Below are 21,171 nucleotides of genomic sequence, written 5' to 3' on the forward strand. Positions count from 1 at the left end.
TCGCGTCCGCTTAAATTTAAGCGGACACTATCTGTCGGCACAACGAGACCCGCAAGATGGGTTCGCCAGCCGCTTACCGGAATTTGTCAGCACGGCGCTGTTGAAATGGGCGGTCCAGGAGCAGATCGAGACAGCGTTGATTGATCCGGGCAAGCCTTGGCAGAACGGCACCAACGAAAGCTTCAACGGAAAATTCCGTGATGAGTGTTTGGCGATGGAGTGGTTTCGGAACCGGATCGAAGCGAGGATCGTGATCGAAGATTGGCGGACTCACTACAACGAAGTGCGTCCGCATTCGAGTTTGCAGTACCTAACACCGGCAGAATTTCGCCGGGCTAGCGAATGCGGGGCCGTGAGTCTCTAGACACCAGTGGTACGAAAAAACCAGTCAGGTCACCCTCATCAAATTTTTAAGACATTGATTTTATTAATTTTTCCAGACGGTGGCGAGCGCCCTACTTTGTGTCCGCCAACTAGCGTTCGGGACGCAACTATCGAAACACATGAAGAAGCCGGATCGCATTTTCATTTGCAAACGGGTGATCGAAGTGTTGACGGGCCTGTCCTGATATGGACCACTTTCAGTGGAGCATCGTCACTGGCGTGGAGCCAAAGTGCCACAGTCGGGCGAGCACGGCCCATCTGTGAAAGAAGCCTAGGTGGCTCGCATCAAGGATCACAATATCCGCATGGCTTTGTGCGGCATATTGCGCGATGGTTCGTTCCGCCGGCCCGAACACCCGCTTCCACGTATATGGGACACCGGCGTCTTCAAGAATCGCCCGAGTCTGCATGAGCGCATCGCGCGCGGCCTGCTTTTCGCGTCTATGCAATGCGCTCAGGGAATGGAACGCAACGGCGCGACTTCCGGCCGCATCGTCAAGCACTTCGATGATCTCGACGTTGGACACACATCGCTCGGCGAACATGAGTGCGCCGTGACGTGCCGCCTCGATGGCGCCTTGGGTTCCGAGCACGGGAATGAGTACTTTAAGCACAATGAACCTCCGCTCCGTTGACACGCTGCTTCTTCGTCCATTCCATTCAAGCACAGCAAATGCAACGACGACGTAAACGCTCGGAATTGCGCCGTAAAAATCCGATCAAAATTTTCGGCTAGGTGTGCCTGGCGCGAAAACGCGATGACGGGAATATCCGTCGCGTCGAAAACCCTGCCACCCGCCTACGCGGCGATTATCGGCGTGATGTTGTTTGCCATGATCACGTTGCTGTTGACGCTGTGGCGGCTTTGGTCGGCGCGTCAGGATCTGCGCCGCGTGCCGTCTCGCTGACTTGTTCGGGCGCGCCGGCCGGTGCGACCAACGCGTCGACCAACACCCGCGAGAACACATGGGGAATGGAACGCGCCGACCAGCCCAGACGAAAGCTCAATCGCTCACGCCGTTGGGCGGGGTTGCGTTGCGCGCGATGATCGCCGCGATTTCGGCATCCGCCTGCGCGCCATAGTGATCGAACACGTCGGTGCGATAGCTCGTTGTTGTCGCCGCTGCAAGTTGTGATCCCGAGTCGTCGCGCGTGCTGACATCCACTTGCATCGAGAGTCCGAGGCGCAGCGGATGTGCCGCGAGTTCGCGAGGATCAAGTTGAATGCGCACGGGAAGGCGCTGCACGACCTTGATCCAGTTTCCCGTGGCGTTCTGTGCGGGGAGTACCGCAAAAGCGCTGCCCGTACCGGCGGAAAAACCGACGACATGTCCGTGGTACGTCACGCTCGATCCATAGACGTCCGCGCTCAGCGTGACCGGCTGTCCAATGCGCATGTGCCTGAGCTGGACTTCCTTGAAGTTCGCCTCGACCCACACGCCATTAAGAGGCACTATCGCCATCAGCGGCGCCCCCGAGGACACATGCTGTCCGACCTGAACGGCACGTCGGGCGACATAGCCCGTCACCGGCGCCGGCAACGTGTTCCGCGCGAACGCGAGATATGCCGCCCGAACATTGGCCGCCGCGGCCTGCACCGTCGGATGTTGCGCAATGCTCGTTCGTGCCGTCAACGCGCGATTCGCATTCCCCTGCTGGCGGGCGGCGTCAACCGCGGCGCGCGCAGCGTCGACCGCATCGCGAGCATGCGCAATGTCCTCTCCGGAAACCGCCCCGGTGCCCGCCAACGCCTCGCGGCGCTTCAGATCGGCGATGGCACGCGTCAGATCCGCCTGCCGTTGTGTCAGTGCCGCACTGTAGAAGTTGTTGTTGGCATAGAGGCCACTCACCTGCCGCACGGCCTGGCCAAGCGCTGCCTCGGCATTCTGTAGTGTGACTGCGGCATCGGCCGCGTCGAGCTTTACGACGGGATCGCCGGACTTCACGATTTGGGTATCGTCGGCATTGACGGCAATCACCGTGCCCGCAACCTGGGGCGTCAATTGCACGAGGTTGCCACTCACGTAGGCATCGTCGGTCGTCTGGTGAAAGCGTGCGTATCCGTAGTAGTAAGTCGCCCATGCCGCGCCGGCGGCCACCGTCGTAACGGCGAGGAACGCCAGCAGGCGATTGCGTCGCGATAAACGCCCCGTGGTCGCCGACGTGGTCGGCGCCGACGCCGGTTCGGTGCGCCCTACCCCGCTATCCTTCGTGTGCGCTGGCTGACGGTCTCCCGCGGCGCCTTCGATGTTGTTGGTGTCGGTCATGATCTTGCTCCTGTCATTCGGTGTTCGAGTCGTTACGTTCAACGCGCCGCCACCGCGGCCGGCGTATTACGCGGATGCGCCACGGACGCATCCACAAAGCCGCCCCCCAGCGCCGCAGCCAATTGAATCTGTCGATCGCGACGACGCATTTGCAGATCGGCTACGGATGCTTCTGCGGCGAGTGTGTTCAAGTCGGCGTCGAGGGCCGTGAGCTGGTTGGCGATGCCGGTCTGGAATTGCAGACTCGCGAGGTGGTTGGCCTGGCGTGCGGCGTTCTGGGCATCGCGCGCATCGTTGAGCTGTCCATCCGTTGTGCGGAGTTCGGCAATTTGTGTGGCGACTTGACCTAACGCCGTCAAAAGCGTTTGGTTGTAACGGGCGACGGCACCGTCATATTCCGCATAGCGTCCCTTGAGCTGGGCACGCAATGCGCCTGCATCGAAGATTGGGAGATGAATGGCCGCCCCCATGGACGCCGTGCGGCTCGCGGCGGTGAGCAATCGACCCAAGCCGAGCACGTCGAGGCCGACAGCCGCGCTCAAGTTGATGTCCGGATAAAACTCGGCTTTGGCCACTTGCACTTCATGGGTGAGCGAAACAACGCGCCAGCGCGCGGCCACGATATCGGGGCGCCGACTCACGAGGTCCGCGGGCAGATTGTCAGGCAGGCGAATGTCGTTACCCATGCTCAGGGCCGGTCGAGCGATCGACAGCCCACGGTCGGGCCCCTCCCCCATCAGCGAGGCAAGTTGATAGCGGGTGGCGAGAATGCTGCCGTCCAGACCCACAAGCTTGCTTTTGCTCGCCGAGAGGCGGGTTTGCGCCAACTTGTGTTGGACTTCCGTATCGAGCCCGGTCGCAACGCGGCGGCTTTCGATGGCGTTGATCTTTTCGCGGTTGCGCACCTCGCGCTCAGCCATGTCGTGCAACACGAACTGAAGCGCGAGCCGGTTGTACGTGCGGGCAATTGCCTCGGTCAAGGTGAGCCGCACCATTTCCGCATCGGCACGCGCGGCCTCGGCTTGCGACACGCTCGCTTTGAGCGCCTCGCGATTTTTGCCCCATAGATCAAGGTCGAAGGACGCGGACAAAAGCCCCCGATTCTCCGTTTGCCAGGAACCGGCATAAGGCGGCGGAACCAATGCATTGGCGCTGTATTGGGTGCGCGTGAGCGCGTTATCCGCATCGATATGCGGCAGCGTCTTGGCGCTCGCGGTTTCGCTGAAGGCTTCGGCGGCGGCCACGCGAGCGCGTGCCTGCTCGAGTGTCGGACTCCCGCCAAGCGCCTCGGCGATCAGTGCGCTCAGTTGGCTGTCGCCAAACTGGTCCGCCCAGTCCGAAGACGGCCAGTGACCTCGTTCGGCAGGAAGGCTTTGCGATGAAGCGTAGTGCTCCGGCGTCGACATTTGCCGGTCGTCATGAATGCCTGAGAAGTTCGCACAGGCGGACGTAATGGCAATACACATCGTCGACAGGGCCAGCGTGAGCCCTCGCGAAACGGCTTTGACGGTTAAATTCTGCGTTTTCATTTTCTGACCTGTCAGATAATTGGGGAAAAAAAGACGAAACACGGTCTCGCCCTTTATTCATCCCCCACAAACTTTGTCAAAAGCCGCTTCAGCTCTTCAAATTCCGACGCGCTGAAGTTCCGTAGTCTAGCGTTGAGCACCGGCGGTACGATCGCGGGAATTCGGCCTGCCGCCGTTTCGCCGGCTGTGGTCAAACTTAGGTTGACGACACGGCGATCTTCGACGCTGCGTGATCGACTCAGCAGGCCCTTCGCCTCAAGCTTATCGAGCATACGAGTCATGAGTCCGGTATCGATACCGAGCAGGCGCGACAGTTCGAACGGCGTCGTGGCAACGCCGCGCTGCAACGACAGCAGAATGCCCATTTGTTGGCTGGAAATATCGAGTTCCTTGAGCTTGGCATCCACTTCGGCGGACAAGAGGTTGCGCGCCTTGGTCAGCAAGAATCCAATGCTTTGCGTCAGGCTGAAATTCATCGCGCTATAGTGATCCATGGCAGGCTCCTTTTGTCTGATTTACACAATAGGTGCAAAGTCAGATAATGTCAAGTGCGAAACGCTGTCCGCAAGGCGATCAGTGCCCTGCGGCGCCCGCCCCGCCGGCCCCTGCCCCCTTCACTGGCCGGGTGACCCAGATCAACGGAATGATGACGATAAAGATGACCGACGACAGCCAGAAAATGTCGTTCAGTCCCAGAATCGTCGCCTGCGCATTCAGGGCGCGTTCGAGCAGCGCGAGCGCTTTCGGTGTGCCCGCGCCCGCGGCGAGCTGCAATTTGTCCAGCGTGTCAACGAACGCGGGATGATGGATGCTCGTTTGCTCTGCCAGACGCGCGTGATGCAGAACCGTCCGGTTGTTCCAGCCGGTCGCGACCAGCGACGTTCCCACGGCACCCGTGAATATCCTGGCGAAGTTCGACAAGCCTGCGGCCGCGGGGATCTTTTCCGGGGGTAAGCCGGACAGGATGATGGCCGTCAGCGGCGTGAAGAACAACGCTGTCGGGATGCCCTGCAACAGCGTCGGAAGTACGAGACTGAAACGGTCGATATCGGACGTGTAGTGCGAGCGCATAAAAAACACGCCTGCGAAGCCGATGAAGGCGAGCGTCGCGAGAACCCGCATATCGGAGCGAGGCATGATGCGCCCCATGATCGGCGCCAGTATGACGGCGAAGATGCCCAACGGCGCGGTGACCAGTCCCGCATCGATCGCGGGGTAGCCAAGGGATCCTTGTATCCACTGCGGCAGGATGACGAGATTTGCGAAGAACACCGCGTAGGCGACCGAGATCGCCACCGTCCCACCCAGGAAATTGCGGCGTTGAAACAGTCGTAGATCGACAACAGGTCGTTCCTCGGTCAGCTCCCATATCAGGAAGAACGCGAACGAGACCAGCGCAACCACCCCAAGCGCCCAGATGATTGGCGAGTCGAACCAGTCAAGATCTTTTCCCTTGTCCAACATGATCTGCAGCGATCCGACCCACGCAATCAGCGAGACGAGACCCACTTTGTCGATGGGCAACTTTCGGGAAGGCGTTTCGTGTTCGCGGTAGATAGCCCAGATCGCGGCCGCCGCGAAAAGACCCACCGGGATATTGATATAGAAGATCCACGACCAACTGTAGCTATCGGTAATCCACCCGCCAAGCGCCGGGCCCGCGATCGGCCCGACCGTAGCGGTCATCGCCCAAAGCGAGAGCGCGCTGGCGCTCTTGTCCTTTGGGAACGACGCCAGCAGCAAGGCCTGAGACAATGGCACGAGCGGACCCGCCACCGCGCCTTGCACCACGCGCGCGACAAGCAGGGTCATCAAATTCGGCGCAAGCCCGCATGCCGCAGAGGACAGAACGAACAGCAGAATCGCCCAGACAAACAACCTCACTTGTCCAACGCGCTGCGTCAACCAACCCGTCAGTGGAATCGAGACTGCGTTCGCCGCGGCAAAGAGCGTGATCACCCATGTCCCCTCGTCTACCGACACTCCCAAATTGCCCGAGAGCGTCGGAATCGCAACGTTTGCGATGGACGAGTCGAGCACATTCATGAAAGTAGCGAGCGCGACGGCGAACGTGCCGATCGCAAAGCGCGCGCCGGTGAGAGGCGCAGGCGCGCCGGTAGCGCTGGACGGGGTCATGGTAAGCCTCAGGTTATAGTTGATAAATCACTATTTGATTTGTCAGATAAATGATCGAAAATTCGGGCGTCCTCGTGAATCAACATCCGGTGACGCCCGACATGCCTGCGCGGCGAACAGCTCTCGGGAGCGGTCTCTACTTTTCTGACCTAAACTATAATTGACTTAGCAGATAAATTCAAAGTCTTTCTTAATTTGTTTGCCTGGCGGATCGCCATTTCGTATCGATTGATATAAAATCGGCTTTTCCCTTGATTCAGGAGCCGCTCATGGGTCGTCCACGCGGATTCGATTCGACGGATGTCCTCAACGCCGCCCGCGATGCTTTTTGGGCGCGCGGTTACGAAGCGACATCGACGCGTGATCTGGTGAAGGCGACGGGGCTCACACAGCCGAGTCTCTATAACGCGTTCGGCGACAAACGCACCCTGTTCCTTCGTGTACTGGACCACTATTTGAACCAGACGCTGCGCGAGCGTATTGCCCAGCACGAGTCGGCGGCGACGCCGGGCGCGGCGCTGACGGAATTTTTCGCCGACGTTGTCCAGCGATCGCTCGACGACAAGGCACAACGTGGTTGTCTGATGGTGAACTCGGTGCTTGAGGCTGCGCCGGGCGATTCGGCATTGCGCGATGCCATTACCGAGGAGCTCACCCGCATTCGCGACTTCTTTCTGCGCAGTATTGATGCCGGCCAGCGCACCGGTGAAATGCGCGCCGACATTGACGCCGGGCAGGCTGCCGATCATTTGCTTGCCCTTTTGCTCGGCCTTCGCGTGATCGCGCGCGTGCACCCTGTACGTGATTGGCTGGTCGGGGCGGTATCTCCCGCCCTGTCGCACCTTGGATTGCGCCCCCTGAGCCTCGATTGAACCGCGCCATCGAGGGCGCTGAAGAACGCGGTCAGATCATTGCGCGTCCGATCGATGCCCCACCGTCGACAAACAGTGTTTGTCCCGTGATGAAACCGGCGTCTTCGCCCAGCAGGAACGCTACGGCGGCGGCCAACTCATCGGGGCGTCCGAACCGCTTCATCGGAACGAGCGAGAGAAAGCGCTGCTCGGCCTCGCTCCCCGGCGGCGTGTTGGCACGAAACATTTCGGTTTCGGTCGGCCCGGGGGCGACAGCGTTTACGGTGATCCCCGTCTCGGCCAACTCCAGGGCCCAGGTTCGCGTAAAGCTGATCATCGCGGCTTTCGCGGCCGCATAGGTCGATCGCTTGGCAACGCCCAGGACCACGAGACTGGACAGATTGACGATGCGCCCCCACCCCCTCGCCGTCATCCCGGGCAGCAGCGCCTGGACCGTCTGCACGGCGGGCACGAGGTTCTCCCGCAGGGTGTTATCGAGACCATCGAGGTCAATCGAGCCGAGCGGTGAGAGCTCAATGAACCCGACGTTGTTCACCACGCCGTCGAAGGCGAAGCGCTTTGCCAAGTCGTTGAGGACATCCGTTGTGGCTTGCCGATCCGTCAAGTCGACGGAGACTAGCGTGCCGGGGAAGCTGGCGTCGTTTGCACTGCGCGAGAGACCGACAACATGATGGCCCGCTGCGGCCAGGCGCTCGCTGAGGGCGCGGCCAATGCCTTTGCTAGCGCCAGTGATCAGGAAAGTTCGTTTCATTTCAGGGGTACCTTGATGGATATATGGATGGCGAAACTGCTGCGGCATCGACTCGTCCGTCCTATGACGCGTATCGCGCCGGCCCGTGAACGACCATGAGTCCATTCACGGGCAATGGCGTTGCGCGTTCAAACACCGCGCTGCAGCACGACGCGACACCATTATATATCATTCGATACAAAACGCGCTGCCCCCTGAATTTTTCGACGGCGAGGTGCCCGGTCCGCCGAAGGCATCACGTGGATGCGTCAGGCCGACGAGACTACCGCCGCCGCGTGCCCGCGCCGGTAAAGCCCGAGCGTGGCAACCAGCCCGCAGAGCGCGGCGAAACTCAACCAGTACCCGGGTGAAGCCTTGTCGTGCGTGACCTGGATCAGGTACGTCGAGATGGCGGGAGTAAAGCCACCGAACACCGCGGTCGCGAGACTGAACGCCAGCGAGAAGCCCGCCACCCGCACTTCCACGGGCATCACTTCCGTCAGTGCGGCCACCATCGCGCCGTTGTACATCCCGAAGAAGAACGAGAACCACAGCAGCACGGTCAGCATGCGTGCAAAGCTCGGCGCGCCGGCGAGCCACGAAAGCGCAGGATAGGCCGTGAAGATCGCCAACACGGAGATGGCAAGCAAAACCGGCTTGCGCCCCACACGGTCGGAAATCGCGCCGCCGATCGGCAGCCAGATGAAATTCGACGTGGCCGCGAGCAACGTCACCATCAAACTGTCTGACGTCGAGAGTTTGAGCACAGACTTGCCAAACGTCGGCGTGTACACCGTGATGAGATAGAACGTGGTGGTCGTCATCGCCGTGAGCAGCATGCCGCCAATGACGATACGCCAGTTGACACACAGCATCGCAAAGATTTCACGCACCTGCGGACGATGCCGCCGCGCTTCGAATGCCGCGGTTTCCTGCAGCGAACGGCGCAGCACGAAGAGGAACGGCACGATTGCGCAGCCGATGAAGAACGGCACGCGCCAACCCCACGCGACAATCTGATGCTCGGTAAGCCAATGATTCAGGCCGTAGCCGATCGCCGCCGCCATCACGATCGCGACTTGCTGACTGGCCGACTGCCAACTCGTGTAGAAGCCCTTGTTGCCGGGCGTAGCCATTTCCGCCAAATAGACGGATACGCCCCCCAGTTCCGCGCCCGCCGAAAAACCCTGTAACAGGCGTCCCAGCAGCACAAGTGCGGGTGCGAGCAGCCCGATGGTCGCATACCCTGGCACGCACGCGATCAGGATGGTGCCGCTCGCCATGATCGACAGCGTGACGATCAGTCCGGTGCGCCGCCCCACCCTGTCGATGTATGCGCCGAGAAAAATCGCGCCCAGCGGACGCATCAGAAAGCCCGCGCCAAATACCGCGAAGGTGAGCATCAACGACGCGAAGTCGCTGGTCGACGGGAAGAAAATCTTCGAGATCGATGTCGCGTAGAAGCCGAACAGAAAAAAATCGAACTGCTCGATAAAGTTGCCGCTTGTGACCCGTAGCACGGCAGCGGCCCGGTTCGCGCGCGAGCTGCCGCCACTGGCGGAGATGGGTTCTGTGGGGGTCATGGTGTCTCCTGATTATTGGTTTATGTACGTAACGGGTACCGTCGGCACCCTGCGGGATTCAATCCGCGCCCAGGCTTAACGCGTTACCTTGGCGCTTCTCGATCGATGATTTAAGTAACGCCGCCGAGCGAAAAATGCCGTGCGCGAACTTTCCGTAAGGCAGCGTCGCGAACAGCGCCATGACAATGCCCAGGTGGATGGCGAGCAGCGGCGGCATCGCGGGGGTTGCACGGAACCCGAGCAACGCGAGCCCGGATACGCTCGTCAACATCAGAAGCGCGATGAAGCCGCGGTCCATCGGACGTTGACGGACATCAGAGCGTTCGGGATTGCGTCTGAGGTTCAGCCACCACAACCCCGCCGGCCCGACGAACAGTCCAATGCCACCCACCGTGCCCAGCAACACCGGGATGCTCAGGTAGGGATATGGCGCCTCCAGACTGAACGCATAGTGATACAGCGTTGCAACCGCGGTTGCCGCGAAACACAACATGAACCCGTAGAACGTGAAGTGATGGAAGCGGCGTCGCGCGAGCGTGAATGCATCGTCCGATTCGTTGCAGCCGTCGCCGTGTCCACCATCGAGATACTTGAGCGTCAGCGCGTGCTTTGCGGCTTCGACGGCGGCAGGCATGCTCGCGCTCGCGGTTCCCGCCGAGACGTCGCGCCAGAAGCGCGTAACGCCCACGCCCAACGCCAGCATCGCGAACAGAAAGACCGTGCCGAACATTGCCGCGAGCAGGTTGTGCGGGAAGATCGCGTAGAAGTTTGCCGGTGTGGCGTCTGCGGAAAGTCCACCGCGCAATGCGATCCCGAGCATCAGAAAGAGCGCGAGACCTGCCGCCAGCGAGACCGACAAGGTCACGCCGTTACGCTTGTACAGCGCACCGAACGCCGCGGGAAACGCATATTCGGTGTACGTTTCGAGGCGGACTTGCGCCATCGATTTGGGCACGCTAACCGCGAATTCGTGCGGTGGCGCGTACTGGCACGCGTGATAACACGCGCCACAGTTGTGGCAAAGGTTCGCCAGATAGTTGACGTCCGCCTTGCCGAATTCGAGACGGCGCGTCATTGCCGGAAATACGGCGCAAAATCCCTCGCAATAGCGGCACGCGTTGCAAATCTGCATCTGCCTCGCCACTTCGGCTTCGCTGTTGCTCAACGGCACAATGGGAATCACGCGCGCCGCGCTGCCCGATGCGCCGTGTTGGGTTGCCTTGGTATCGAACGGCGACGCGGTCCGCGTGCGTTCGGGCGTGAGCACGTCAGACTGCTGCACTGTGAGCCTCCGTTGTCTTGTGTGCGGCGCGCGCGGCCTGCGTGCCGGCAATGCGTCCGAACGCAGTGCCGATCGACATGCCAACGCCGGCCGTATAGCCCTGACCAAGCACGTTGCCGGCCATCATTTCCCCCGCGACGAACAGGTTCTCGCTCGCCTCGCCGCCGAAGTGAACCTGCGCCCGGTCGTTGGTTTTCAGACCGAGGTACGTAAACGTGATGCCTGGGCGCAACGCATAGCCGTAAAACGGCGGCGTGTCGATCCGGCGTGCCCAGTGCGTCTTGGCTGGCGTGAGGCCTTCGGTGTGGCAGTCGTCGAGCGCGGTGTGGTCGAAGGTGCCGATGCGACAGGCATCGTTGTAGCGGGTGATCGTTTCCATGAACTGCGTCTCCGGCAGCCCCAACTGACGCGCAAGTTCCGGCAGCGTGTCGGCCTTCACGCCCGGAAACACCGGCGGCATGAATCGGCCGATCGCCTTCGAGTCGATGATCGAATAGCCGATCTGTCCCGGCTGATGAGCGACGAGCCGTCCCCATATCGCATAGCGCTTGGGCCAGAAATCCTCGCCCTCGTCGTAAAATCGCTCGCCATCGCGATTCACCACGACACCCAGCGACACACAGTCAATACGCGTGCAGATGCCGCCGTCGTAAAGCGGCGCACGCGCATCGATGGCAACGCAATGCGATTGCGACGGATCGCCGATCAAATCGGCGCCGGCTTGCGTCATGTGTTTGATCAGCACGCCCGTGTTAAAGCGCGTACCGCGAATCAGGAAGTTGTCGGCAGGCCATTCGCCGCGCTCGTTCTGCCCCCAAGCATCGCGCAGCCAGGCGCGATTCGATTCGAAGCCCCCCGCCGCGAGAACGCAGGCGCGGGCCTCGAACCGCTCGGCACCGCTGTGTGCCGCGACGAAGCGAGCGCCATCGAGTTCAAGTGATTCAACGGGGGTGTTGTAGCGGATGTCCACGCCGAGCGCTTCCGCGCTTCGGTAATACGCGTTGACAAGCGCTTTGCCGCCCCCCATGAAGAACGCGTTCGTGCGGGCCACGTGTAGCGCGCCGGAGAGCGGTGGCTGGAAGCGCACACCGTGCCGCTGCATCCACGGTCGGCACGACGACGATGCGCGGATCGTCAGGCGTGCAAGTGCCTCGTTGGTGATGCCGCCCGTGACCTTGAGCAGGTCCTGCCAGAATTCTTCTTCCGTATAGGCATCCACGAGCACGTCTTGCGGCGCGTCGTGCATACACCGCAGATTCCGCGTGTGTTGCGAGTTGCCGCCGCGCCATTCGCGCGGTGCCGATTCGAGAAGCAGGACCGACGCGCCGGCCTCACGCGCCATCAATGCAGCGCATAACGCCGCATTGCCTCCTCCAATTACCAATACATCGACCATTTGACTTGGCTCCTTTCGGACGCATCATAGGGATGCCAAGTCTGTTCTGCCAGTCGTGTCCCCTCAAGGGGCCTTCACTGTTTGTGAAGACTGCGGCGCGCGCAGACGTGCGCCGGGCCAGCGGCTTTCGTGCACAAGTTGCCGCGCGACATCGGCGAGGACGACGCGCGCGGCAAGACCCGCGGGCGACAGTTCGTCGTCGGAGACACTGGCGATCATGTTGGGCCGCGTGGCGTAGCGTTCTGCGACGGGCACGCTCGCCAGCAGACCGTTCGCGGATCTGGCGAGTGCGGCGCCGGGCTGTATCGTCGCGCCCATGCCCGTTTGGACCAGATCCATGAGCAGCGCAAGACCGTCCACTTCGGCGACCACGTTGGGTTCGTAAGCGGCGCGTCGAAACGCCGACGACAGCAGCGAGCGCAGCCCATGCGTGCCGCTGGGAAGGATGAGTGCAAGCCTGCCGAGGTGCTTTAGGCGCACGGATGTGCCTGTCGGCATGCCATCGAGACCCTCGGCGCCGATCAGGAACAGTTGCTCGTCGAGCAGTGGCATCACGCTCCACCGCTGCGCGGGTTCCTCTCGAAAGAGCACCGCGAGATCGATCTGACGCGCGCTAAGCATCGGGGCGAGATAGCCTGAAAGGCTTTCGACGATGCGCAGCCGAACATCGGGGTAACGCGCACGCATGGCTTGCGCGAACGCGACGCCGAGCACGCTCGCCGTGCTTGGCGCCATCCCGACGCTCACATGTCCTGATAGACGGGCGGAGCGCGCGGCAACCGCGGCGTCGTCGATATGGCGCAGCGCGAGTTGTGCCTGGCGCCAAAACGCGATGCCGGCGTCGGTCGGCACCACGCCGGCGGACGTGCGCTGCAAAAGGCGGGTCGAGAGTTCCCCTTCGAGACGGCTGATCTGCTGGCTCAACGCGGAGGTGACCACACCGAGGTCCAAGGCGGCCCGCCCCATGCTTCCGTGTTCCACCACACTGACAAAATACCGGAGTTGTCTCAATTCCATTTCGCGATCGACCGAGAAGTTTTGGCTAGCATGCGTCGAAGGCGACGGTATTGGCAAGCCCCAACGCCGCCGTCGGCAGTGACCATCCTCGCCCGCCCGTTGGCAAATTGACGGCACAACCTCGGCGTCATTGAACTCGGTTCCGCAGAATGGCTTGAATGGCGTCCCGGGCCGCCCTACATCATCTCAGGACGAAGCAACTGCCCTCCTTTCTTGAATCGATTCAGACTGAAAGGGGTGATATCGGCGTAAGGCGTTTTATTCTGCGCCATTTCAGACACGAGCAACCCGGCCCCCGGGCCCAGGCCAAACCCGTGTCCGCTGAACCCTGACGCGACGATCAGGCCCGGGATTTCATCGACGGTCGAAATCACCGGCACGAGATCCGGCGTCGTATCGATGAGGCCCGCCCACGCCTGCAATATCCGCACCCCTTTCATTTCAGGAAAGCAGGTCGTCAGATTGTTGACCGCCTGCGCCAACCATTCTTCATCAATGGCCGGCTCCAGCACGCGAATACGCTCGAACGGCGAGATGTCGTCAAACGCCCAGCTTGCCGACGCCTCGGGTCCATTAAAGAAACTCTTCCCTATGCGAATCTTCAATTTCTTCGTCAGCTCGGAGCGATACGTCTGATAGAACTTCAAGGCGTACCGAATCCCTTGCGGGGCCAGCTCGACACGACCATAGCCGGGTACGGCAAGCGTGTAGCCCCCATCGAGACGACGACGCAACGCAAACCCGGGACCGTTGAATGTGCCGCCGGGCAACGCCGGGACTTGCGACGTGCGCATCGCGGTGCCCACCACATTGGCGACCGGCAACTCAACGCCATGGCGTTTCAACAAGCGCGAACTCCACGCGCCTCCGGCACACACGACCGTCGTCGCGCGAACGAGACCGCGTTCCGTCCACACGCCGGCGATACGGCCAGCGCTGATGTCGAATCCTCGCGCGGCACATGTCTGCAACACATAGGCGCCCAGTCGTTTTGCCCCCTCGGCGATGGCTGGCGCGGCCTTGCTCGGTTCGGCCAACCCGTCCGTCGGCGACCAGAGGCCGCCCACCCACCGCGCCGTCCCCGTCGGAATGCGGGATTTAAGCTCCGCTGCCGAGAGAAGATCGAACGAATAGCCAATCGCCTTTGCGCCGACCGCCCACTTTTCCCATTTCGCAATGTCTGCCTCCGCCGTCGTTCCATACAGACTGCCCTGACGGCGGAAACCGAGGTCGCGACCGATCTCGTTTCCGATCTCCGACCACCGCGTCAAGCTGCGCATTGCCATGACCAATTCGTCATGCCTGCGATTTTGCTGACGCACCCATCCCCAGTTGCGCCCAGACTGCTCGGCGCCGATGAAGCCCTTTTCCACCAGCGCGACCGACACCCCCTGACGCGCCAACTCGTACGCGGCAGTGGTTCCAATGATGCCGCCGCCGACGATGACAACGTCCACATCGGTGGGCATCACGGGACTATCGCTGACTCTGTCGATTTGCAACATGGATATCGTGTTTGAAGTTCCGTTGTCCGCCGCCCTTTGCCTCAGGGCGACCCGTGTGCCGCATTCCCTTCCCTACGTTGCGCGATTCGGAATGGCATGCGGCGCGCTCGGCGATCGCCATCAGGCGTAACCCAGGATCGCTTTCGTCTCGAGGTACTCCTCGAACCCATGGATGCCGTATTCGCGACCGTTCCCCGAGCGCTTGTAGCCGCCAAACGGGGCATGGGCGTCCCACGCAGGATGGTTGATATGCACTTGCCCCGACCGGATACGCGCGGCAACCGCGCGCGCCTGCATCAGATCCTCGCTCTGGACGTGCGCACCCAGGCCGTACTTCGTATCGTTCGCGATCGCAATCGCCTCATCGACGGTGTCGTACGCCATGAGGCTCAGGACCGGCCCGAAAATCTCCTCCTGTGCGATGCGCATGTCGGCCGTCACGTCGGAGAAAATCGTCGGCCGAACAAAGTAACCGTGGCTCAAACCTGGCGGGAATCCGGGACCACCGCAGATGAGCCTTGCACCCTGCGCGATACCCACATCGATCATGGCCCGTACGCGGTGAAACTGTGCTTCGTTTGCAATCGGCCCGAGCGTTGTCTGCGCCGAACCAGGATCCCCCACGACCATCGACTCAACGGTGGCGCAAGCCATGCGTTCGACGTCGGCGAGACGATCGCGAGGGACAATCATTCGCGTGGGCGCACTGCACGACTGCCCTACGTTGCGAAACGCGGCCATGACGCCTAAGGCCACTACCCGCCCAAAATCGGCATCCGGTAGAAGAATGTTCGGTGACTTCCCTCCCAGCTCCAGTGTGACCCGCTTGACCGAGTCTGCCGCCGCCTTCGCCACGAGCGCGCCGGCCCGGTTGGAGCCGGTGATCGAGATCATGTCGACCTGCTCATGCGCCGCGAGGGCTTCGCCCACTTCCGGGCCACTGCCTTGCACAAGGTTGAATACCCCCGCCGGCACCCCGGCATCGTGAGCGATCTGCGCGAACATCTCGGCGTTCAGGGGCGATAACTCGCTGGGCTTGAGAATCACCGTACATCCTGCGGCAAGCGCGGGCCCCACCTTTGCCGTAATTTGATACAGCGGCCAGTTCCAGGGGGTGATCAACGCACAGACCCCGATGGGCTCACGTGCAACAGCCGTGTGCCCGTCAATCTTGAGAAAAGGGTAACCGGCCGCGATTTCGCTTGCCACACGAATATGCTCCGCGGCAAACGGGACGTGCGAGGCACGGGCGAACGATATCGCCGCCCCCATTTCCGACATGATCGTCTGTGCGAGCAGTTCCTTTCGGTCGAGAACGAGGCGATGCATTCGGTTCAGGATCTCGACGCGATCCGCCACCGGCGTATCGGACCATGGGACGAACGCCCTTCGGGCCGCGACGACCGCCTTGTCGACATCTTCCCCCGACCCGACCGCCAGCTGGCGAATCGCGAGGCCAGTCGCCGGGTTGACGACGGGCACTGTCCGAGGATTCGCCGGCGCCAACCACTCGCCATTGATGTACAGCGTGCGCGTGCTGTCCATTGCAACGTTGTCCATCGTGGTAGCTGTGCGAGTCATGATTCCGATCTCTCAAAAGCGGAAAGTGATCCAGATGGGCTCAAGATAAAGAAGCAAACGGGTGCGGTGTGTAACACGCGGTAAATTCGACATTAAATCCTTATTAATGGACGCACCATCCAGCCAGGATCGCGCACCGTCAGGATTTTGTCCTGTGTAATATCGAGGGAACATGACATTAATGGTGGCTTAATGATCGATCTGGACGATCTGCGCCTGTTCCGCGCCTTGGGCGCTTCGCGATCGCTTGCCGCCGCGGCGCGGCTGCTGAACCTGACGCCCCCCGCAGTCACCGTCCGCCTACAGCGCGTGGAGGAGCGGCTGGGTGTGCGCCTTGCGGTACGTGGCGCGAAAGGTATCTCGCTGACCGATGAAGGTCAGCGTTTCTTGCATGAGGCGTCTGAACTCCTTGAACGTATAGACGCAATTCCGTCCCGAGTGTCGGGCGAACCCGGCAGCCTCACCGGCAATCTGCGCATCGTTGCGCCGCTTGGCTTTGGTCGCGCGCACATTGCGCCCTTGGTACGCGAGCTTCATCGGGCACACCCAGGCCTTTCGATTTCACTGGTGCTCGCCGACAGTCCGCTCACCGCAGCGTCGGGCGCGGATGTCGTCATTTCCATTGGCAACGTCAAAGCGTCTTCCTGGGTGGGGCATTACCTGGCGCCCAATGAACGATATCTCTGCGCGTCTCCCGCGTTTGCGCGCCGCCTGCCGGCCGTCGTGCATCCGTCCGAGCTCGATCGGTATGAATGTCTATGTTTGCGCGAGAACGACGAAGACGCCACGCATTTGCGATTCATGCGTAACAACAATCCCGGAACGGGTGCAAGCAAGGCCGCCACCATTCGAATGACCGGCGCATTGTCGTCAAACGACGGCACGGTCATCAGCGATTGGGCGGTCGCCGGACTTGGCATGATGGAGCGGTCCGAGTGGGATGCCGCACGACTGATTGCCGCTGGAAAACTGGTTCGCCTACTGCCGGAATGGCGCTTGGCGCCCGCCCCCATCATGGCGCTTGTGCCAACGCGTCACGGACTTTCGAGCCGTCAGCGGGTGTTTCTCGAAACGGCGAAGCGCGCCTTCGACCCACCGCCGTGGCGTCGGTGACGTGCTGACAGCGACCATACATCCCGTGGTTCAGCGCACCTTGCACCAAAGTGGACCACGGGTGCCCCGGGGAAGGCCAGGCAAGTCCGGCACGACAGCGAATTGCGACCCGCCGGGACTGGAAAATCAACGACTATCGCAAGAATGACATCCCCCTCTTGCCTGGACATCCGGCATGGAGTAAAACGTCGATCCATCCATGTCAACCTAGCCTAGAACACCCACACCTATGGACCAACCCGCCAAGCTCAACGCCGATTCGCTGGGCATCGTCGAATCGGTGATCATGGGCATCGCCGGCACTGCGCCGGCCTACAGCGTCGAAATTACGACGTCGACCATCATCGGGACGGCCGGCACGCTTTCGCCGGCGAGCATTCTGGTGTGCGGGTTGATCATGTTTGGCATCGCTTACGCGTTCATCAACATGAACCGTGCCCTGGCCAGTGCCGGGACCTCCTATTCCTGGGTGAGCATGGTCTTCGGGCGCACGCTGGGCTTCTTTGCCGGCTGGGCGCTGCTGGTGCTGTGCTGCGTGTTCATGGTGTCGGCCATGATCCCGGCGGCCAATGCCACCCTGCTCATCTTTGATCGGCCCATGATGAATAACGTGCACTACGTGACGCTGATCGCAGCCGCGTGGCTCACGGTCGTCAGTGCAATCGTCGTCAAGGGCGTCAAGCTGACCAGCTACGTGCAGGTGGTGATGACCATCATCGAGGGCATCATCCTGCTGGTGATCATCGTCGCGAGCTTCTTCGTGTTCCCTCACGCGCAGCAGCACGCGTTCTCGTGGCATTGGTTTTCGCCCCTCGCGTTCACGCCCGCGCAGTTCGCCAGCGGTGCCCTGGTGGCGATCTTCTTCTTCTACGGCTGGGACGTGACCATGAACCTCAGCGAGGAGACGCGCGACTCGAACCGCATTCCCGGCCGGGCGGCGTTCTGGTCGATGGTGTTCCTGATGGTGTTCTTCCTCGTCTTCATCGTCATCGCCCTGCTGGGGCTGTCGGACGCCGAGATCCAGCACTACAACACCAATATCATCTTTGCCATCGCCGAGAAGCTGTTCGGGCCGACCTGGGGCTACGTCGCGATCATCGCGGTCTTGCTGAGCACGGTGGGAACGGTCGAGACGCAGATGTTGCAGTTCACGCGCACCCTCTTCGCCAAGAGCCGCGACGGGGCCCTCCACCATCGCTATGCGCGACTGCATCCGCGTTGGCAAACGCCCCATGTTGCGATCTTCTTCATCTGGATCATCGGGCTGGCGCTGCTGTTCATGTCGTCTTATCTGCCGACCATCAACGTCATTCTGCAGGATTCGATTACCGCGATCGGCTTCCAGATCTGCTTCTACCTTGGGCTGACCGGACTCGCCTGCGGCTGGTACTACCGCAAGGTGTTGACGCAGGGGCCGTGGGCCGCCGTGACACATGTCATCTGGCCGGTGGCAAGCGGGCTTTTCTTGTTCTTCATCGCGGTCTACAGCATTCCGACCTTCGATTGGGCCACCAATGTCGTCGGCATGGGCGGCATTCTCATCGGTATCGTTCCGCTGCTGCTGAACCGCAAAAAAATCTGGGTGGCCCGGCAAGGCTGAGCCGACTGACGCCCTGACATTGGCAGCACGGGGCTCAGGCTTTCCGTGCGGGCGGTGGAATTTGCGCGTCCCCTCCGCGCGGAGCCCTCCATCATGACAAATTCGTCATTTTGCCGTCATGGGATCGATGGCGACATCCAGATAATCTTGCCTCATACCGCAAGGTACCGACCGGGCCAAGACCGCGGTACCGACTGAGGGACATTGCGCCGTATGGCGTTGTCGAGACATTCGGATACGGATACATGCAAACCCATTTCGGCAGACGAACCTTCGTGAAGGGATTGGGGGCCGCCGGTCTTGCTGGCGGGCTTGGACTGTGGCGCCCACCCGTCTGGGCGATTTCGAGCCCGGGGCAGCCCCATGTGCTCGCGGGCACCCAGTTCGATCTCGATATTGGTCAGACCCCCATCAACGTGACCGGCCGGACACGAACCGCCACGCTGATCAACGGCACCCTGCCCGGCCCGATCCTGCGCTGGCGTGAAGGCGATGACGTCACCCTGCGCGTTGCGAACAAGCTTCACGCGCAGACCTCCATTCACTGGCACGGCATCCTGCTGCCAAGCAATATGGATGGGGTGCCGGGGCTGAGCTTCAACGGCATCGACCCGGGCGAAACGTTCACCTATCGCTTCAAGGTGAAGCAACACGGCACCTATTGGTACCACAGCCATTCGGCCATGCAGGAGCAGACGGGCGTGTACGGCCCCTTGATCATCGACGCGAAGGACCCCGAGCCGTTCAAATACGACCGGGATTACGTGGTCATGCTCTCCGACTGGACGGATGAGGACCCGCAGCGAGTCAAGGCAAAGCTCAAGAAGCAGTCCAATTACTACAACTTTCACCAGCGCACGATCACCGATTTCTTTCGCGACGTCAAAACCCAAGGGTGGCGCGCGACGATCGCCGATCGAAAGATGTGGGCCGAGATGCGCATGAGCCCGACCGACCTGGCGGACGTCAGCGCCTACACGTACACCTATTTGATGAATGGCCAGGCGCCCAACGGCAACTGGACGGGACTCTTTCGCCCGGGCGAGCGCATTCGCCTGCGCTTTATCAATGGGTCGGCCATGACCTATTTCGACGTGCGCATTCCCGGTCTGAAGATGACGGTCGTGGCTGCCGATGGTCAATACGTCAATCCGGTCAGCGTGGATGAGTTCCGGATCGCGGTCGCCGAAACGTACGATGTGATCGTCGAACCGGCAAATACATCGGCTTATACGATTTTTGCCCAGTCGATGGATCGAACCGGCTTTGCCCGAGGCACGCTGGCCGTGCGCGAAGGCATGGCGGCCGAGGTACCCTCCCCTGACCCGCGCCCGCTGCTCACGATGGACGACATGGGCATGGGTGGCATGGATCACGGCGCAATGCCCGGCATGGAGATGTCGAGCACGGGCGACGGGGCGATACAGACCATGGATGGCACGCCTGCCGCGGATCACAGCGCAATGCCGGGCATGGAGATGTCGAGCATGAGCGGTGAAACCCTGCAGACCATGAATGACACGCCTGCCACCGATCCAGGGGCAATGCCGGGCATGGACAGCATGTCGGGGTCGGCCACCAGCACAGCGGCGGGCATGTCTGCCATGGATCACGGCGCCATGTCGGGAATGGGCGCGATGGGGGCGATGCAATCGCATCCCGCAACGGAAAACGGGAATCCACTCGTCGATGCGCAAGCCATGAGCCCCGCGCCGCGACTCTCGGATCCGGGGATCGGGCTGCGCAACAACGGACGCCGCGTGCTGACCTATGCCGACCTCAAGAGCGCATTTCCCGATCCCGACGGACGCGAGCCGACGCGCACGATCGAACTGCACCTGACCGGCCACATGGAAAAGTTCGCCTGGTCGTTCGATGGCGTGAAGTTTTCGGACGCGAAGCCGATTCACCTCAAGTACGGCGAGCGGGTCAGGTTGGTGCTGGTCAACGACACCATGATGTCGCACCCGATCCATCTCCATGGCATGTGGAGCGATCTGGAGGACGAGGACGGAAAGTTCATGGTGCGCAAGCATACGATCGACATCGCTCCCGGGTCGAAGCGAAGCTATCGCGTCACGGCCGACGCTCTTGGCCGGTGGGCTTACCACTGCCACCTGCTTTTCCATATGGAGACGGGAATGTTTCGCGAAGTGCGCGTGGAAGAATGATGCGA

The 21,171-nt window shown here is 61.4% G+C and carries 18 protein-coding genes; 6 read left to right on the forward strand and 12 right to left on the reverse strand.

What is annotated here, in order from left to right:
• On the forward strand, positions 1 to 364 hold a 364-nt coding region (locus PCE31106_RS22065; protein ID WP_254441260.1), incomplete at its 5' end, for an integrase core domain-containing protein.
• Between the two features lie 217 nt (positions 365 to 581).
• On the opposite strand, the gene PCE31106_RS22070 is transcribed toward PCE31106_RS22065, so the two are convergent.
• Positions 582 to 998 (reverse strand): universal stress protein, encoded by a 417-nt coding sequence (locus tag PCE31106_RS22070; RefSeq protein WP_150564673.1) that lies wholly within the window; start codon positions 996 to 998, stop codon positions 582 to 584.
• A 144-nt stretch (positions 999 to 1,142) separates the two neighbouring features.
• On the opposite strand from PCE31106_RS22070, the gene PCE31106_RS24110 reads away from it, so the two are divergent.
• Positions 1,143 to 1,292 carry a hypothetical protein gene (locus PCE31106_RS24110; protein ID WP_174975370.1) on the forward strand — a complete coding sequence of 50 codons (150 nt, stop codon included), beginning with the start codon at positions 1,143 to 1,145 and terminating at the stop codon, positions 1,290 to 1,292.
• A gap of 96 nt (positions 1,293 to 1,388) precedes the next feature.
• On the opposite strand, the gene PCE31106_RS22075 is transcribed toward PCE31106_RS24110, so the two are convergent.
• The 4 genes from PCE31106_RS22075 to PCE31106_RS22090 form a co-directional block, all read right to left on the reverse strand.
• On the reverse strand, positions 1,389 to 2,651 hold the full coding sequence (locus PCE31106_RS22075) for an HlyD family secretion protein (RefSeq protein ID WP_150564674.1): 1,263 nt from the start codon (positions 2,649 to 2,651) through the stop codon (positions 1,389 to 1,391).
• Between the two features lie 38 nt (positions 2,652 to 2,689).
• Entirely contained in the window at positions 2,690 to 4,180 is a 1,491-nt protein-coding gene (locus PCE31106_RS22080; RefSeq protein WP_150564675.1) for an efflux transporter outer membrane subunit, read from the reverse strand.
• Positions 4,181 to 4,233: 53 nt separating this feature from the next.
• Entirely contained in the window at positions 4,234 to 4,674 is a 441-nt protein-coding gene (locus tag PCE31106_RS22085) for a MarR family winged helix-turn-helix transcriptional regulator (RefSeq protein WP_150564676.1), read from the reverse strand.
• 79 nt (positions 4,675 to 4,753) lie between these two features.
• Positions 4,754 to 6,316: a DHA2 family efflux MFS transporter permease subunit gene (locus PCE31106_RS22090; protein WP_150564677.1), complete on the reverse strand. Its 1,563-nt coding sequence runs from the start codon at positions 6,314 to 6,316 to the stop codon at positions 4,754 to 4,756.
• Between the two features lie 269 nt (positions 6,317 to 6,585).
• Here PCE31106_RS22090 and PCE31106_RS22095 point away from each other — a divergent pair, with 269 nt between their 5' ends.
• Positions 6,586 to 7,188: a TetR/AcrR family transcriptional regulator gene (locus PCE31106_RS22095; RefSeq protein WP_150564678.1), complete on the forward strand. Its 603-nt coding sequence runs from the start codon at positions 6,586 to 6,588 to the stop codon at positions 7,186 to 7,188.
• Between the two features lie 31 nt (positions 7,189 to 7,219).
• Here the strand turns inward: PCE31106_RS22095 and PCE31106_RS22100 are convergent, their stop codons facing one another.
• The 7 genes from PCE31106_RS22100 to PCE31106_RS22130 form a co-directional block, all read right to left on the reverse strand.
• Positions 7,220 to 7,939, reverse strand: a complete 720-nt coding sequence (locus tag PCE31106_RS22100; protein ID WP_150564679.1) for an SDR family oxidoreductase — start codon at positions 7,937 to 7,939, stop codon at positions 7,220 to 7,222.
• Positions 7,940 to 8,187: 248 nt separating this feature from the next.
• Positions 8,188 to 9,501 (reverse strand): MFS transporter, encoded by a 1,314-nt coding sequence (locus PCE31106_RS22105; RefSeq protein WP_150564680.1) that lies wholly within the window; start codon positions 9,499 to 9,501, stop codon positions 8,188 to 8,190.
• A 58-nt stretch (positions 9,502 to 9,559) separates the two neighbouring features.
• On the reverse strand, positions 9,560 to 10,783 hold the full coding sequence (tcuB, locus tag PCE31106_RS22110; protein ID WP_150564681.1) for a tricarballylate utilization 4Fe-4S protein TcuB: 1,224 nt from the start codon (positions 10,781 to 10,783) through the stop codon (positions 9,560 to 9,562).
• On the reverse strand, positions 10,770 to 12,179 hold the full coding sequence (gene tcuA, locus PCE31106_RS22115) for an FAD-dependent tricarballylate dehydrogenase TcuA (protein WP_150564682.1): 1,410 nt from the start codon (positions 12,177 to 12,179) through the stop codon (positions 10,770 to 10,772). The genes tcuB and tcuA overlap by 14 nt, the downstream gene beginning before the upstream one ends.
• Before the next feature lie 63 nt (positions 12,180 to 12,242).
• Complete coding sequence (locus tag PCE31106_RS22120) at positions 12,243 to 13,196, reverse strand: LysR family transcriptional regulator (RefSeq protein WP_150564683.1); 954 nt, start codon at positions 13,194 to 13,196, stop codon at positions 12,243 to 12,245.
• 176 nt (positions 13,197 to 13,372) lie between these two features.
• A complete protein-coding gene (locus tag PCE31106_RS22125; protein WP_150564684.1) occupies positions 13,373 to 14,701 on the reverse strand; it encodes an NAD(P)/FAD-dependent oxidoreductase in 1,329 nt (442 codons plus the stop codon).
• A gap of 120 nt (positions 14,702 to 14,821) precedes the next feature.
• Positions 14,822 to 16,282 (reverse strand): aldehyde dehydrogenase family protein, encoded by a 1,461-nt coding sequence (locus PCE31106_RS22130; RefSeq protein WP_174975372.1) that lies wholly within the window; start codon positions 16,280 to 16,282, stop codon positions 14,822 to 14,824.
• A 192-nt stretch (positions 16,283 to 16,474) separates the two neighbouring features.
• Here PCE31106_RS22130 and PCE31106_RS22135 point away from each other — a divergent pair, with 192 nt between their 5' ends.
• From PCE31106_RS22135 to PCE31106_RS22145, 3 genes are all read left to right on the forward strand, one after another.
• On the forward strand, positions 16,475 to 17,395 hold the full coding sequence (locus PCE31106_RS22135) for a LysR substrate-binding domain-containing protein (protein ID WP_150564685.1): 921 nt from the start codon (positions 16,475 to 16,477) through the stop codon (positions 17,393 to 17,395).
• Between the two features lie 229 nt (positions 17,396 to 17,624).
• Complete coding sequence (locus PCE31106_RS22140) at positions 17,625 to 18,995, forward strand: APC family permease (protein ID WP_150564686.1); 1,371 nt, start codon at positions 17,625 to 17,627, stop codon at positions 18,993 to 18,995.
• 245 nt (positions 18,996 to 19,240) lie between these two features.
• A complete protein-coding gene (locus PCE31106_RS22145; protein ID WP_150564687.1) occupies positions 19,241 to 21,166 on the forward strand; it encodes a copper resistance system multicopper oxidase in 1,926 nt (641 codons plus the stop codon).
• Positions 21,167 to 21,171 lie beyond the last annotated feature (5 nt).

Source organism: Pandoraea cepalis, assembly GCF_902459665.1.
GTDB lineage: Bacteria > Pseudomonadota > Gammaproteobacteria > Burkholderiales > Burkholderiaceae > Pandoraea > Pandoraea cepalis.

What these genes read in the sequence shown, in the direction of transcription:
- PCE31106_RS24110 (WP_174975370.1), top strand. Translation starts at nt 1,143, where the DNA reads ATGACGGGAATATCCGTCGCGTCGAAAACCCTGCCACCCGCCTACGCG.
- PCE31106_RS22075 (WP_150564674.1), bottom strand. Translation starts at nt 2,651, where the DNA reads ATGACCGACACCAACAACATCGAAGGCGCCGCGGGAGACCGTCAGCCA.
- PCE31106_RS22080 (WP_150564675.1), bottom strand. Translation starts at nt 4,180, where the DNA reads ATGAAAACGCAGAATTTAACCGTCAAAGCCGTTTCGCGAGGGCTCACG.
- PCE31106_RS22085 (WP_150564676.1), bottom strand. Translation starts at nt 4,674, where the DNA reads ATGGATCACTATAGCGCGATGAATTTCAGCCTGACGCAAAGCATTGGA.
- PCE31106_RS22090 (WP_150564677.1), bottom strand. Translation starts at nt 6,316, where the DNA reads ATGACCCCGTCCAGCGCTACCGGCGCGCCTGCGCCTCTCACCGGCGCG.
- PCE31106_RS22095 (WP_150564678.1), top strand. Translation starts at nt 6,586, where the DNA reads ATGGGTCGTCCACGCGGATTCGATTCGACGGATGTCCTCAACGCCGCC.
- PCE31106_RS22100 (WP_150564679.1), bottom strand. Translation starts at nt 7,939, where the DNA reads ATGAAACGAACTTTCCTGATCACTGGCGCTAGCAAAGGCATTGGCCGC.
- PCE31106_RS22105 (WP_150564680.1), bottom strand. Translation starts at nt 9,501, where the DNA reads ATGACCCCCACAGAACCCATCTCCGCCAGTGGCGGCAGCTCGCGCGCG.
- tcuA (WP_150564682.1), bottom strand. Translation starts at nt 12,179, where the DNA reads ATGGTCGATGTATTGGTAATTGGAGGAGGCAATGCGGCGTTATGCGCT.
- PCE31106_RS22120 (WP_150564683.1), bottom strand. Translation starts at nt 13,196, where the DNA reads ATGGAATTGAGACAACTCCGGTATTTTGTCAGTGTGGTGGAACACGGA.
- PCE31106_RS22125 (WP_150564684.1), bottom strand. Translation starts at nt 14,701, where the DNA reads ATGTTGCAAATCGACAGAGTCAGCGATAGTCCCGTGATGCCCACCGAT.
- PCE31106_RS22130 (WP_174975372.1), bottom strand. Translation starts at nt 16,282, where the DNA reads ATGACTCGCACAGCTACCACGATGGACAACGTTGCAATGGACAGCACG.
- PCE31106_RS22135 (WP_150564685.1), top strand. Translation starts at nt 16,475, where the DNA reads ATGATCGATCTGGACGATCTGCGCCTGTTCCGCGCCTTGGGCGCTTCG.
- PCE31106_RS22140 (WP_150564686.1), top strand. Translation starts at nt 17,625, where the DNA reads ATGGACCAACCCGCCAAGCTCAACGCCGATTCGCTGGGCATCGTCGAA.
- PCE31106_RS22145 (WP_150564687.1), top strand. Translation starts at nt 19,241, where the DNA reads ATGCAAACCCATTTCGGCAGACGAACCTTCGTGAAGGGATTGGGGGCC.